The 13776-nt window shown below is 66.2% G+C and carries 13 protein-coding genes and 3 pseudogenes; 8 read left to right on the plus strand and 8 right to left on the minus strand.

The window, feature by feature from the left end:
* The 3 genes from OG435_RS49185 to OG435_RS49195 form a co-directional block, all read right to left on the minus strand.
* Positions 1 to 234: IS3 family transposase (locus tag OG435_RS49185; RefSeq protein WP_266888386.1), on the minus strand; the 234-nt coding region annotated here is incomplete at its 3' end.
* Entirely contained in the window at positions 231 to 536 is a 306-nt protein-coding gene (locus tag OG435_RS49190; RefSeq protein WP_266888369.1) for a transposase, read from the minus strand. The genes OG435_RS49185 and OG435_RS49190, both read right to left, overlap by 4 nt.
* A gap of 977 nt (positions 537 to 1513) precedes the next feature.
* On the minus strand, positions 1514 to 2911 hold the full coding sequence (locus OG435_RS49195) for an IS1380 family transposase (protein WP_266876292.1): 1398 nt from the start codon (positions 2909 to 2911) through the stop codon (positions 1514 to 1516).
* A 236-nt stretch (positions 2912 to 3147) separates the two neighbouring features.
* On the opposite strand from OG435_RS49195, the gene OG435_RS49200 reads away from it, so the two are divergent.
* A complete protein-coding gene (locus OG435_RS49200) occupies positions 3148 to 4524 on the plus strand; it encodes an IS701 family transposase (protein WP_266888387.1) in 1377 nt (458 codons plus the stop codon).
* A gap of 158 nt (positions 4525 to 4682) precedes the next feature.
* On the opposite strand, the gene OG435_RS49205 is transcribed toward OG435_RS49200, so the two are convergent.
* A complete protein-coding gene (locus tag OG435_RS49205) occupies positions 4683 to 5405 on the minus strand; it encodes an IS6 family transposase (RefSeq protein WP_266881400.1) in 723 nt (240 codons plus the stop codon).
* A gap of 101 nt (positions 5406 to 5506) precedes the next feature.
* Positions 5507 to 5701, minus strand: a complete 195-nt coding sequence (locus tag OG435_RS49210) for a hypothetical protein (protein WP_266888389.1) — start codon at positions 5699 to 5701, stop codon at positions 5507 to 5509.
* Positions 5702 to 5902: 201 nt separating this feature from the next.
* Here OG435_RS49210 and OG435_RS49215 point away from each other — a divergent pair, with 201 nt between their 5' ends.
* The gene (locus tag OG435_RS49215) at positions 5903 to 6025 is read left to right on the plus strand and encodes a hypothetical protein (protein ID WP_266888391.1); all 123 of its coding nucleotides are present in this window, start codon (positions 5903 to 5905) and stop codon (positions 6023 to 6025) included.
* Between the two features lie 125 nt (positions 6026 to 6150).
* Here the strand turns inward: OG435_RS49215 and OG435_RS49220 are convergent, their stop codons facing one another.
* Positions 6151 to 6870, minus strand: coding sequence for an IS6 family transposase (locus OG435_RS49220; RefSeq protein ID WP_266888393.1), 720 nt, complete (start codon positions 6868 to 6870; stop codon positions 6151 to 6153).
* Between the two features lie 69 nt (positions 6871 to 6939).
* A pseudogene (locus OG435_RS49225) lies at positions 6940 to 7278 on the minus strand (IS6 family transposase); the annotation flags it as partial.
* 261 nt (positions 7279 to 7539) lie between these two features.
* Here OG435_RS49225 and OG435_RS49230 point away from each other — a divergent pair.
* Positions 7540 to 8292, plus strand: a complete 753-nt coding sequence (locus tag OG435_RS49230; RefSeq protein ID WP_266888395.1) for a transposase family protein — start codon at positions 7540 to 7542, stop codon at positions 8290 to 8292.
* A gap of 114 nt (positions 8293 to 8406) precedes the next feature.
* Here OG435_RS49230 and OG435_RS49235 read toward each other — a convergent pair whose 3' ends face one another.
* Positions 8407 to 9366, minus strand: a complete 960-nt coding sequence (locus OG435_RS49235) for a tyrosine-type recombinase/integrase (RefSeq protein ID WP_266888396.1) — start codon at positions 9364 to 9366, stop codon at positions 8407 to 8409.
* A 1225-nt stretch (positions 9367 to 10591) separates the two neighbouring features.
* Between OG435_RS49235 and OG435_RS49240 the strand changes: the two genes are divergently transcribed.
* The 5 genes and pseudogenes from OG435_RS49240 (at position 10592) to OG435_RS49260 (ending at position 13773) form a co-directional block, all read left to right on the plus strand.
* Entirely contained in the window at positions 10592 to 11584 is a 993-nt protein-coding gene (locus OG435_RS49240) for a recombinase family protein (protein ID WP_266888398.1), read from the plus strand.
* Positions 11581 to 11763, plus strand: a complete 183-nt coding sequence (locus OG435_RS49245; protein ID WP_266888400.1) for a hypothetical protein — start codon at positions 11581 to 11583, stop codon at positions 11761 to 11763. Before OG435_RS49240 ends, OG435_RS49245 begins: the two co-directional genes overlap by 4 nt.
* 298 nt (positions 11764 to 12061) lie before the next feature.
* On the plus strand, positions 12062 to 12256 hold the full coding sequence (locus tag OG435_RS49250) for a hypothetical protein (RefSeq protein WP_266888402.1): 195 nt from the start codon (positions 12062 to 12064) through the stop codon (positions 12254 to 12256).
* A 246-nt stretch (positions 12257 to 12502) separates the two neighbouring features.
* Positions 12503 to 12982, plus strand: a pseudogene (locus tag OG435_RS49255) (IS6 family transposase); the annotation flags it as partial.
* Positions 12983 to 13049: 67 nt separating this feature from the next.
* Positions 13050 to 13773 (plus strand): annotated as a pseudogene (locus OG435_RS49260) (IS6 family transposase).
* The last annotated feature ends 3 nt before the right edge of the window (positions 13774 to 13776 follow it).

Consider the following 13776-nt stretch of genomic DNA (forward strand, 5'->3'; position numbering starts at 1 on the left):
CTCCTCGTCGCGGAGTTCCGCGGTGATTCTGGGGGCTCCGTAGGTGCCGTCGGAGTCCTGGTGGATCTTGCGTATCCGGGCCGCGAGCCCGGCCTCGACGCTCTGCCTGGCCGCTCTCGCGGCCGCGGTGCGACGCCAGTAGTAAAAGCTCGACCGGGCCAGGCCGAGGATGTCGCAGAGCCGCTTCACGCCGTGACGGCGCTGGTGATCGTCAACGAACTGGTAGCGGTTCACCAGCGCGTCTCCGTCGCGAAATACCGGGCCGCCTTGCGGAGAATGTCCCGTTCTTCCTCGAGCTCGCGGATCCTCTTGCGGGCGGCGGCCAGCTCCGCCTGAACGGCGTCGCCGACGGCCTGCGAGGCGGCCGGCGGTGCGGAGTGGGCGCCAGGTCGGCGGCCGTCGGCGGCCCGGATCCAGTTCCTCAGCGTCTCGGTGTTCACCCCGAGATCAGCGGCGACCGACTTGATCGTCGCTCCCGGCCTCGACCGGTACAACGCGACCGCGTCCGCCTTGAACTCGGCGGGATAGTGCTTCATCCCCACAGGGACTCCGTTCTCCTGGACCATCAAGATCCAAGTGTCTCCGGTGTCCAAAACCTGGGGTCAAGGTCCCAGTGCCGTGTTCAGCGATCGGGGTGCGCCCCCGGGCCCGCATGGTGCCCGGGGCGCGGCCCGGCGTGGCGCCTCACCGGGCTGGCGGTGGCCTCGACCTATCCTCCGCTGTTGAGTGGGACGCAAGTCACCTCGTCGTCACCCCTGATGGGGATGCTCCCCGGCGGGCAGGGGCCCTGTTGTACCGCTACCACGCTGAAGGTGTGGCTGGTGCCAGTGACCTGATGCCCATCTCCCGAGCCGAGGTGGAGGTTTCCGTGACCACTTTGATGGTCGCCTTCGACGTGACTGCCGGTGGTCGTGTGGCTGCTGGTTGGCGGGGTGGGGTCGGGTGTATTGGCGGCAATCGCCTGTCCGGTAGCGAAGCTACCAGTCAGCAGGAGGGTGGGGATCAGGATTGCCAGTCTGACTGAAGGCTTCACAGATGCTTCCTTTTTCGAGTCGGCCGACTAGGGTGCCAGGCACAGAAGATATAGAATTCCCCTTACTGCCTAGATGAAGAATGCGACTCGCAGACCGGTCTGCCACACGATCGGGTGAACCGTTCTGACTTCCTGCCGGTGATTTGTTGGCCGGCGATCAGTTGCTCGTGGTTCTGTGTCAGCGTAGTAGGCTGCCTCGAACTCGGTGGGGCTGAAACATGCCCAGAATCGAGTGCAGCCGCGAAAGACGGGGCCGTGTCCGCGTGCTTGCTTGAGTGCACCGCCCCGCCTCGATCGTTCACGTGCGCGCGCCGGCGTAGGTGGTTCGGCTGGGTGTCTGCTTCCTGATGGTTTGTTCTGTGGGTTGGCTGCCGCGGGGTAGGCCGGTGGGCCGCGTGTCGTCGCGGGTGTCGTCGGCGTCCACTCGCCGAGGGTGCTGCGGGTCTCCTCCTTCCGGTGGGTGGGGCGGCGGCGTGCTGGTCAGCCGGGGTCGGGCAGGGCCTGGACCCGTTCCCATGCGGCGACGACATGGTGGGAGGCGGGCCAGGCAGGGTCGAGCTTGAGTTCGCGGCGGCGGGCGTGGTCGGTCAGCTTGGCGGGGACGTCGAGCAGGTCGGTGCGGACGGCGGCGGGCTCGGCACGGGCAAGGCGCCCGTCGAGTGCGAGCAGTTGCAGCCAGGACAGCAGGTCCATGGCCAGGGCGAGCAGGGTGCACCAGGCCTGGTTGAGGGCGAACTTGAACGATGGCAGCCGCAGTAGGGTCAGCGCCTTTGACCTGCGGATCCCGGACTCCACGTGCGCGTGGGCCCGGTGGCGTGCGTCCAGCCACTGCAGTTGCCGGCCGACGGTGTTCGTGGCGATCACGGTGTACCGGAACCCGGTCGTCTGCTCGTAGGGCTTGAGGTCCTTGGTGTACTTGGGGTGGACGGGCTCGCGACGGATGATGATCCGCAGGCCCGGTGGCCAGCCCGAGAGGCCGAGGAGGTCGGTGATCTCGACCAGGGCGGCGTCCTGGCGGGGGTCGCCCTTTGCGTCGAGCGCGGGCGTCCACGCTTTCTCGGGGACCTTGGCCAGGCCGGTCCAGAAGTCCTCGTCCCGGCTCCAGCCGACCGAGTACTCCCAGGTGTTGGCCTTGTTGCCACCACCGGAGGTGATCCAGGCGAGCCACTCCTTCGTTGCGCCGGCGCCGTCGGCGCGGAAGAGGACCTTCCTACGGCGGCGGGTCGGCAACTGCCGCACCGCCTCCGTGGAGACCTCGATGTGGTCTTCGGCGGTGTTCGCGCCCGCACTGCCGGGCCGGAGCCGGCACACCAGGTGCTCGTCGGTGTTGTCCAGGAACACCAGCAGCGGGTGCAGGCCGAAACCCTTGCGGTGCGGCTCGGCACCCTCCTTGTCCGAGTGCGCGGGCACGAAGGAAGCATCGACGTCCAGCACACTCCATCCGGTCAGCGGCCTGCCGTCCACGCGTATCCACGGGAAGCCGCCCGGGCGAAGGTCAAGCAGGTCATGGACGCGAGAGCGGACCTTCGCCCGCGCCGAGGTAATCTTCGCCAGCTGGACCGGGCCGATCGCGTCCAGTGTCCGGTACAGCGTCGAGGCCGAGGCCGGCCGGCCCAGCACCAGCGCCGCCTGCCGCATCACCGCGATCCCGGCGATCGAACGCGCGCCCAGCAGCACCGCACACGCGGCGGACACCAGCACCCCACCCCGGTCATGGACCGGATGGAAGCCCCGCCGCACCAACGCGCCGCTGAGCGCGCCGGTCAGCCCGATCTTGTCCGCCAGACGCCGCACCGGCACGATCCCGGCCTTGCCCACCAGCTTCCGTCCGCCCGCCGACAGCGACAGGCCCTCCGACCACTCGGTAAGCTCCGACACCCGAAGGGTGCCTCCTTCCCACGATGATCCAGCCCTCAGCAAGCCAGATCATCACAGGTCGAGGCACCCTTCCTCGCTACTCTCACGCTCTGTCACCAACACCGACCCCTACGGTGAATTCATGAGGCCAGGAACTGCTGTCCGACACGGCAGCTGTAGTTCCGTCGTTGTCGCTGTTCAGGGACTTGCTGGGGTGGGTGCAGGCATGGGTATGGCCACCGTGATCATGAACGTTTGTGACGACGTATCGAGACGCGGTGGCCGTGGAGGCCACGGTAGCCGAGAAGGCGTGGGGCGAGGCCTTCGGAAGGGCGATGAGTGTGGTCGCGGGCTGTTTCGTGCGGCGTGAGGCACGGGCGACGGCGGCGGAGCTGGTCACGGGGCTGTTGCTCGAGGTGGACACGCGGAACTGCTGGACTCTCGGGCAGGCGTTGGGACATCCGGGGCCGCACCGGTTGCAGCATCTGCTGTCCCGGGCCCGGTTCGATCACGATCTGGCCCGCAGGGAGATCGCCGGTCTGCTTGCCGGTGAACTCGCCGGGCAGGAAGTGGTGCTGGTGGTGGACGAGACGGGCGATGCGAAGTCGTCCACGGACTGCGTGGGGGCCGGCAGGCAGTACTCGGGGGCGATCGGCGGTGTGGGTCTGTGCCAGGTGGCGGTCCACCTGGCGGCGGTCACCTCGACCACGAAGATGATCCTTGACCGGGCCCTGTACCTCCCGGCGGACTGGGCCGCGGACGAGGAACGCCGCCAGATGGCCGGGGTGCCGGAGCACGTCACCTTCGCGACGAAACCGCAGCAGGCACTGGCCATGGTCACCGACGCACTCGCCACGGGGATCGAGGCCCGCTGGTTCGCGGGCGACGAGGTGTACTGCGGACGCGAACTGCGCCGGGGCATACGCGCGCTGGATCTCGGCTACGTGGTCGGTATCCCGGCTTCGTACCAGGTCACCGACGGGGCCGGCCACCGGCGGGAGGCCCGCAAACTGGTCAACAGGGTGCGGCCCGGGCAGTGGATGCGCCGGCAGACCGGGCATGGCACCAAGGGCACCCGGGAGTACGACTGGGCCTGGCTCGACGTCCGCCCCGACGACACTCCCGACGAGAACGAGAACGAGAACGAGAACGAGAACGGGGCCGGGGCCGGGGCCGGGACGAGTGTGTTGGTCGCGCGGCGGCACCGCTACACCGGTGAGGTGTCCTTCTTCCGCTGCTGGGCGCCCGGCGACGTTTCGCTGGCCACGCTGGTGGAAGTGATCTGCCGCAGGTGGCGCATCGAGGAAGCCTTCCAGCTCGGCAAGGGCTTCACCGGACTCGACCAGGGCCAGGTGACCTGCTGGAACTCCTGGATGCGCTGGTCACTGTTCTCCCTGATCGCCGCCGCCGTCCTCGCCCTCACCACCGCAGCCGTCCACGAAGACTCCGAGCCGCCGCCCGGACTCGTCCCGCTGACCTGCCCCGAGCTCATCCGTCTCCTCCGGGCCCTTGTGCTACCCCCACCAGCCCGCGACCGTGACCACGTCCTGCACTGGATCGCCTGGCGGCGCCACCACCAAGCCGTCGCGACCACCCGCCACCAGCAACGACACCACCGCCACGATCAGCCCTGAACCAGAACTACAGCTGCCGTGATCGACGGCCCGCCACAAGTACTTCTGCACCCCGTTGACCTTGATAAAGACCTCGTCGAGGGGCACTGTCACGTTGTCGGCGGCGTGATCGTTTGATTGCGCGTCAGGGTGTGCCAGGGCCTGGTAGAGGGCGTAATTCAGGCCGCGGCAAGCAGGCTCCTCGTGCTGCCGGTGATCTGGTTCCAGACGGTGAAGCGGATCATCATCTCGAAGCGGTGGCCGCCGGCGGTCATCAGGTGCCGGTGGGGCCGGAAGTGGGGTGAGATCCCGGTGAACGCGGCCAGGAACCGTTGCGCCCCACCCGGGCTGCGGAACCCTTTCATCGCGCGTTCCCGCTGCCTCGTTGGCTGGTGGGAGTTCTCGGCCCGGTTGTTCAAGCCCTTGTGGGCACGGTGCTCCACGGAGGGCATCACTTCCCGGTGCGCCGCCCCGTACGACCTCAGCTTGTCGGTCACGACCACCCGGGGCACCTGCCCGGTGGAGGTGAGGAGCCGACGGAAGAAACGCCTGGCCGCAGCCTTGTCACGCCGGCTCTGGACCAGGATGTCCAGGACGTTTCCGTCGGCATCGACGGCCCGCCACAAGTACTTCTGCTTCCCGCCGATCTTGATGAACACCTCGTCGAGATGCCACTTGTCGCCGGGCTGCGGGCGCCTGCGGCGCAGCGCGTTGGCGTAGGCCTGGCCGAACTTCAGACACCACCGGCGGATGCTCTCGTACGAGACGATCACGCCCCGCTCGAGCATCATCTCCTCCACCTCACGGAAGCTGAGGGGGAAGCGGAAGTACAGCCACACACAGTGCGAAATGATCTCCACCGGGTAACGGTGATTCGCATACGACGGCGTGCTGGACGACACGAACCCCACCCCTCACCGGACGGACAACCCGAAGATCACCTCACCCTGCCCCGACAACGTGACAAGGCCCGGTCAAGCCCTCTAGGGGACAGGCGACCGGATCAGTCCCCGGTGCGGGGTGGGCGCCGCGGGCCTTCCGCAGAAGCAGGACCCAGCAGTACCAGGAGATGACGCAGCTGGCTCTTCAGCTCCTCCTGGCCCTTCTCGAGCTGGTTCAGGGACACGGTGTGGCGGGCGAGGGTGATGGTGTGCTCGGTCTGCCGGTCGATGATCTGTTCAAGCTTCACGTTGATCATGCGGTGTCCTACTGGCCGATCGGGCCTTCGGGCAGGGGCCTCCTGCTGGTGGTGGGCCTCCAGTGTGGCTGACCGGGTCCGGGATTCCGCGTTGATCGCCGTGGCCTCGGGCCGGAGTGGACGCTATGTTCGGGCCGCCGCCGCTTTGTAGGCGTTGACTCCTTGTTCGAGGGTCGTGGCCGTAAACCCCAGCATCCGTGGATGATCAGCGAGCACCCGGACCAGCCCTCGGTCGGGACGCTGTGTCTCGACTCTCCTCAGCAGGCCGACCACCTGGCCGGCCAGGTCCGCGGCGTCACGGTGGATCGGCGCCTGGCGCTGTAGCACGGTGAACAGCGACTGGCTGGACATCACACCCCCGGCGTCCCGAACTGCGTCAAGGGGGCGTTGTCACGTTGTCGGTGGTGTGATCGTCTGGGGGCGTGAGGAAGCCGTCGGCGGCTGGTTGTTCAGGCCGCGGCGGGCATGCCGGCGACGCCGGTGATCTGGTTCCAGATGGTGAAGCGGACGGTCATTTCGAGGCGGTGGCGGCGGGCGGTCATGAGGTGGCGTCCGGTTCGGAAGTGGGGTGAGATCCCGGTGAACGCGGACAGGAAGCGTTGCGCCCCGCCGATGCTGCGGAAGCCTTTCATCGCGCGTTCCCGCTGCCTGGTGGGCTGGTGCGAGTTCTCCGCCTGGTTGTTCAAACCCTTGTGGGAGCGGTGCTCCACCGAGGGCATCACTTCCCGGTGCGCGGCCCCGTACGACTTCAGCTTGTCGGTGACCACCACCCTGGGCACCTGCCCGGTGGAGGTGAGGAGCCGGCGGAAGAAGCGCCTGGCCGCAGCCTTGTCACGGCGATTCTGGACGAGGATGTCGAGGACGTTGCCGTCGGCGTCCACGGCCCGCCACAGGTACTTCTGCACCCCGGCGATCTTGATGAAGACCTCGTCGAGGTGCCATTTATCGCCGGGCTGTGGACGCCGCCGGCGCAGGCTGTTGGCGTAGCCCTGGCCGAACTTCAGGCACCACCGGCGGATGGTCTCGTACGAGACGATCACACCCCGCTCGAGCATCATCTCCTCGACCTCACGGAAGGAGAGCGGGAAGCGGAAGTACAGCCACACACAGTGCGAAATGATCTCCACCGGGTAGCGGTGATTCTTGTACGACGGCACCACAGACGACACGAACCCCACCCCTCCCGGACACCCACAACCCCAAGATCATCCCAGACCGCCGAACAAGGTGACAGTGCCGTCGCGGCGGTTCTGCAGCAGGATGTCGAGGACGTTCCCGTCCTGGTCGACGGCACGCCACAAGTACTTCTGCACCTTGTTGATCTTGACGAAGACCTCGTCCAGGTGCCATTTGTCGCCCGGCTGCGGGCGGCGCCGGCGCAGCGCGCCGGCGTAGGCGGGGCCGAACCGGCGGGTCCACTGGTGGACCGTCTCGTAAGACACCTCGACGCCCCGCTCGAGCATCAGCTCCTCGACCTCACGCAGACTCAGACCGAAGCGGTGGTACAGCCACACGCAGTGGCTGATGATCTCCGGCGGGAAGCGGAAACCCCGGTACGACACCGTCTCCACGAGCAGCCCCTCCAGCAACCCCGACCAGACAGATGATCATCCCACCGAGCGACACCCCCACTCAACCTGACAACGCCCCTTGCGCCTCAGTGGGCCATGCAAGGCCAGGAATGGATCGAGGACTTGATCCCAGACAGGGAGTGGCTGACGTACTGAGCTGTTTCGACCTGACGGAAGGTTGGGCGTGCGGCCCCAGCGGCGGAGATGAAGAGAGCTCCTGGTAGACGGGTTCACGACCAAGATCACCAGTCCGCCAGGAGCTTTCTCTTGCTTGTCTACCCGTCCGCTATCGACCTGTCCAGCCGCACCCTGCGCCACCTCTCCGGTCTTCTCGCAGGTCACCGCCGCCGCATCGGCTCCCGCTGGCGTCGCCTGACCTGCGGCCGGCAGGCCCTGCTCGTCATGGCTCACCTGCGCTGCGGCGACACCTACGCGCGCCTCGCAGCAGGCTTCCGCATCGGGATCGCCACGGCTTTCCGCTACATACGCGAGGCCGTCGACCTCTTGGCCGCCCTTGCGCCCACGCTGGAACAGGCCATGGAGACCGTGCGGAAGAAGGCGTACGTGATCCTCGACGGCACCGTGCTGCCGATCGACCGCATCGCCGCCGACCGCCCGTACTACTCGGGGAAGAAGAAGCACCACGGGATGAACGTGCAGGTCCTCGCAGATCCAGCCGGCCGTCTCATCTGGGCCTCGGACGCGCTACCCGGGGCCGTGCACGATCTGACCGCGGCCCGGATCCACGGGATTCCCGCTGCCCTCGCCGCCGACGCCATCAAGTGCTGGGCCGACAAGGCGTACCAGGGCGCAGGACCTGCCGTCCGCGTCCCGTTCCGGGGCAAGAATCAGCGTGGCTGGCGCCGACGTCACAACCGCAACCATGCCAAGATCCGCGGCCTCGGCGAACGCGCCATGGCCACTCTCAAATACTGGCGGCTCCTGCGGAAGCTCCGCTGCAGCACCACCCGGATCACCGCCACTGTCCGAGCCGTCGTCGCCCTTGAACTCGCCGCCTGATCAAGATGGAAAAGGCTCACTATCTCCGCCAACCGCTGGAACGCAGACACTTCGAGCCCGAGCGATGTCGGCGATCGGCACCGTTCAATGCTGACACGACCAAGCTCAGGGTAGTCACAACCCTCGGATGAAACTTTCCGGCACATCCGACAAGGCTGCCAACTGATCAATATGAGATGCGCGGAGCGATTCCAGCGTCAACTCGGCTGGTAATCCGGCTTCTTGCAGATAGCCGATAAACCGATTCTTGATGTCTCGAGAATGCAGCCGGCCGCCACGCTCTGTTACCCACAGTGCATCCTGGCCAGACGCTCCGCAGTTCGGGCGCACACTGACAATGTAGTCTTGGAGCGCTTCTACCGCCCAGGGTCTCACGCTGCGAACCGCCCTCCACCGAGTGGATCCCTTCACTCGATTCCCCCACTGGACCCTCAAGAGGCCATAATTTCCGAGATCCGGGGCAGAGGGGTCTTCGGAGAAATCTTCCAGGTTGAGATTGCAGCACTCACGGCGGCGTAGCCCCCAGCCGTATGCAACCTTGAAGAAGGTTGCATCTCTCTGGGCTGCAAAAAATCCCTTTCTGGCATTCAGTGCAATATCCGAGGAAATGCGGTCGCAGCATTCAAAGAATACTCGCAGCTCTTCATCCGTAAATGCGCGGATGCTTTGAGGCTTCGCCAGAAGGGCCGACGTGTTCCATTCGTGGCAGATCTGAGCGGGCTTCATATCGAATCGGAATTCACACTCTGAACTCCACCCCTGCGAAGGAGATGTGACATAGTCGACAAACGATCTCACGCTCACCTGATGTGCACGCAAAGTCGCGCCGGAAAGCTTCTCCCTCTCGGAGAGATGGTTCATCCAGCTACTCAGGTCTTCGGCAGTCCATTCCCAAGGCCATTTTCCTGTGAAGGTGATCAGCCGGCGCACATGTGTCAGCTTGCTACGGACTGTGTTCCCATTCAAGCCGATCTCAGCGGACTGATACAGGGCGAACTGCGCAGCCATCGCCGCGAAAAAGTCCTCCGGCGCCTCGGTGTCGCCCCGACTGGCCAGCCCTTTGCCTGCGTACACCCTGCTACCTCGTTCCGGCTTCGGGTGGAATCCGGGTTCGGCCACCGATTCGCCGCCTGTGACTATCGATGCCTTGTTCGGCGAAGGAGCGCGTACATCGTGGCGCCGACCGCCATGCAAGACAGTAGCGCCCCGACGGCCAGCTCCATCACGCTTATTCTCCCCACGCTTCCACCCAGACCTCCCTGGACGCCAGCCGGCGCCTGGGGCGGGGAACCTGTGGCACGGGAAGGTGGGATCTTAGTGGGAGAAGCGGAACTAGTGGCGCGAGGAGGGGAACTCGACAGGGATGTAGAACTGGTCGTCGGCTGCGTGGAAGCGCCACCACTGATAGCTAGATTCACCGATTCGGTCACTCCGCCGCATGTGAAATCGACCGAATATAGCGCACCGGGCCTGGCATCCGCATAGATGCGTACAGATTTACTTGTTCCGCGAGAGATGGCCACAGTATCGAACACCGCAGAATACACCTCGGTCTCCGCGTAATCACAGTTGCTGACGGAGATCTTGGCCTGACCTCCCGGAGCGACTGTCGACGGCGTGATGACGATGTCAGCGGACTGAGCAGCTGCGGCCTGACCGCCCCAGGCAAGTAGACACAACATGAAACTGCCGGTAACGACGCTCGACAAGAATGGCCCTGAAACGGGTACGGCCATGGGCATTCTCCATCCTCGGACGAGCTTTCGGAACAGTACCTATCGTCTGCTCGGTGAACAGCTTTCATGCTATGCGCGGTAGGGGTGACCCGACATCTGAGGGGTACGAATGGGGCATAGAGCCAGGGCTGGGGCAGCCTGCCTACGAGGCAGCCACCGAGCCACCAGCGCCGCTGGCCACGGGGTGCGCGGAGAGGACGGTGGCTCCTCACCGAGACCGTCGTCGGCCCAGTCGAGGAGGTTGCCGTCCTCGACGCGTACCTCGATACACCATCGTCCAAGGATGTCGACCCGCTCCGGCCTGGGCACGTCTGCGAGCGGCACGGTGCCGGGCATGGCTTGTCGTATATGAACGTGGTGCACTTGATGCCGCCTTGGGCGGCCGCTGGGTCTCCTCGGACATTGCGTGTCTCCCCTCCTTCTCAGAAACGCTCCTTTCCCGGAGCAAGATCAAGAACAGTCGACGGGAGTGGTCCGGATCGCGGATTTACTGTCACAACTCGTTCTCACTCAAAAGTGGAATGGGGTGCGTTCTGGGAATTGTTTGTGACAGCATTCGGGTCATGACGGACCCTCAAACCGCACTCGCGTCCGAAGCGGATGACGTCGAGCGCCACTCCTGCCCGCGCTGTCACGCATCGTCAGGCTCACCCTGCCGCTCGCGTTCCGGGGCAGTCGCCGGGACTTATCACACCGGCCGCTTCACGAAGGTGCCCCGGCTCGGGAAACTGCTGCGGGTGCCGACCCCGGCCGACCGGGGTCCGGGGCAGCCGTGGCGGCCCGGCACGCCGGCGCCCGCGCCCATCGACCCGGACACCCCGAGCGCGGACATCCGCATCGGCTACGCCCGCTGCTCGACCCTGACCCAGGAACTCCAGAGCCAGCTGGACGCGCTCGCCGCGAAGAGCATCCCCCGGGACAAGATCTTCTCCGAGAAGATCAGCACCCGCGTACGGGTCCGCCCGAAGTTCGAGGCCGCGCTCGCCGCGGCGAGGGAGATCAAGGCGCACGCCCCGCACTGCCGGGTGATCTTCACGGTTTACGAGATGAAGCGACTCGGGCGGGACGCCGCCGAGCTGACCGCGCTCGCCGACCACCTCGCCGCCCACGGCCTGGTCCTGGAGATGCTCGCAGGGCCCCTCGCCGGGATCTACGACCCCACCGGCCACGGCCGCCTCCTGTTCGCGTTCTTCGCCGCGATGGCGGAGACCGAACGGGAGAACATCCGGGAATCGACCCTCGAAGGGCTCGACACCGCGGCCCGCAAGGGCAAGCACGGCGGCCGGCCTCCCGTCATCACCGACGACATGCTCCACACCGTCCTGCGCCGCCGCGCGGGCGGCGAGAGCGTCGAGCAGATCCAGCCCGACCTGATCATCCCCACCGGCAAGCGCAAGGGACGGAACCCGAGCCTGTCGAGCATCTACCGGGCCCTGGCCGAGCACGAGAAACGACAGGCATACCCGGAGGCCATCACCGCGGCACACGCCGACTTCGCCGCCCTCCAGACCGTCGGCAGCATCCCGGGCCAGACGGCAGGGAGCATGAGCGCATGATCTACGGCATCCGCCGCACGAAAGGCGCTCCAGTGTTGGGCGCACTGCCCGGCCAGGACGGCCCCTTCGGCCGGCGGCCCGCGGCCGACGAGGACGACCGCACGGACACCACCATCAAGGAGCCAGCCACCACGGACGGGAACGCTCACAGTCCGGTAGAACAGCCGAGCCCCTTCTAATCGAAGGCCTACCCCGTCAGGGCTTCAAGATCATCCCACTGCCCCTTTTGAGCTCACCTTGGCTGGACCCCGTCTAAGTCAGACGAAGGACACATCCCGGAGGCACAGGCTTGATCCGCATCTGTGTGCGCTGCGACCGCGCCATTGTCGGCGACGCGAAAACCGTTCCCGTGGACTCCACCTCCGGGTCGCGGCCGGATAGATACATCCACCTGCCTGGCGACCTGCCTGGCGACGCGGACTGCACCCCCGCCGAAGGCGCCGACAGTGAACCCTCCTGCTGGATCTCCGATTCAACGTGACGCCGACCAGCCCCGACGACCTGCCGCCCGTTCCGCCGGAGGCCGGCTGCCCTGACTGTGATCTCTACCTCGCCGCCATGAAGGGCATCCTCGCCGACTGGCATCCCGGTGACCGGCCTCTCCCTCTGGCAAGCGAGCTCGGAGCCGCCCTCGCCATATTCAGCGAACACTTCGACCAGCATTTGCAGTGACGGTTGGCGGACGTCTGTAACCCTCTCGGAGGCACTGTCACGTTATTGGCCGTGCAGCTGGCTGATGGTGCGTCAGGGCAGGAGGGGGGCGTCTCCGTCGTCGCTCAGGTGGTGGCGGGCACGCCGACGGCGCCGGTGATGTGGTTCCAGATGGTGAAGCGGAGGGTCATCTCGAAGGGCACTGCCACCTTGTCCGGCGGTCTGGGATGATCTTCGGGTTGTCGGTGTCCGGGAGGGGTGGGGTTCGTGCCGTCTGTGGTGCCGTCGTACAAGAATCACCGCTACCCGGTGGAGATCATTTCGCACTGTGTGTGGCTGCACTTCCGCTTCCCCCTCTCCTTCCGCGAGGTCAAGGAGATGATGCTCGAGCGGGGTGTGATCGTCTCCTACGAGACCATCCGCCGGTGGTGTCTGAAGTTCGGCCAGGCCTACGCCAACGCGCTGCGCCGCAGGCGCCCACAGCCCGGCGATAAATGGCACCTCGACGAGGTCTTCATCAAGATCGGCGGGGCGCACAAGTACCTGTGGCGGGCCGTGGACGCCCACGGCAACGTCCTCGACATCCTCGTCCAGAGCCGCCGTGACAAGGCTGCGGCCAGGCGCTTCTTCCGCCGGCTCCTCACCTCCACCGGGCGGGTGCCCAGGGCGGTGGTCACCGACAAGCTGAAGTCGTACGGGGCCGCGCACCGGGAAGTGATGCCGTCGGTGGAGCACCGCTCCCATAGGCCTTGTCACGTTGTCGGGGCAGGGTGAGATGATCTTCGGGTTGTCCGTCCGGTGAGGGGTGGGGTTCGTGTCGTCCAGCACGCCGTCGTATGCGAATCACCGTTACCCGGTGGAGATCATTTCGCACTGTGTGTGGCTGTACTTCCGCTTCCCCCTCAGCTTCCGTGAGGTGGAGGAGATGATGCTCGAGCGGGGCGTGATCGTCTCGTACGAGAGCATCCGCCGGTGGTGTCTGAAGTTCGGCCAGGCCTACGCCAACGCGCTGCGCCGCAGGCGCCCGCAGCCCGGCGACAAGTGGCATCTCGACGAGGTGTTCATCAAGATCGGCGGGAAGCAGAAGTACTTGTGGCGGGCCGTCGATGCCGACGGAAACGTCCTCGACATCCTCGTCCAGAGCCGGCGTGACAAGGCTGCGGCCAGGCGTTTCTTCCGTCGGCTCCTCACCTCCACCGGGCAGGTACCCCGGGTGGTCGTGACCGACAAGCTGAGGTCGTACGGGGCGGCGCACCGGGGAAGTGATGCCCTCCGTGGAGCACCGTGCCCACAAGGGCTTGAACAACCGGGCCGAGAACTCCCACCAGCCAACGAGGCAGCGGGAACGCGCGATGAAAGGGTTCCGCAGCCCGGGTGGGGCGCAACGGTTCCTGGCCGCGTTCACCGGAATCTCACCCCACTTCCGGCCCCACCGGCACCTGATGACCGCCGGCGGCCACCGCTTCGAGATGATGATCCGCTTCACCGTCTGGAACCAGATCACCGGCAGCACGAGGAGCCTGCTTGCCGCGGCCTGAATT

It is taken from the genome of Streptomyces sp. NBC_01264 (assembly GCF_026340675.1).
Lineage (GTDB): Bacteria > Actinomycetota > Actinomycetes > Streptomycetales > Streptomycetaceae > Streptomyces.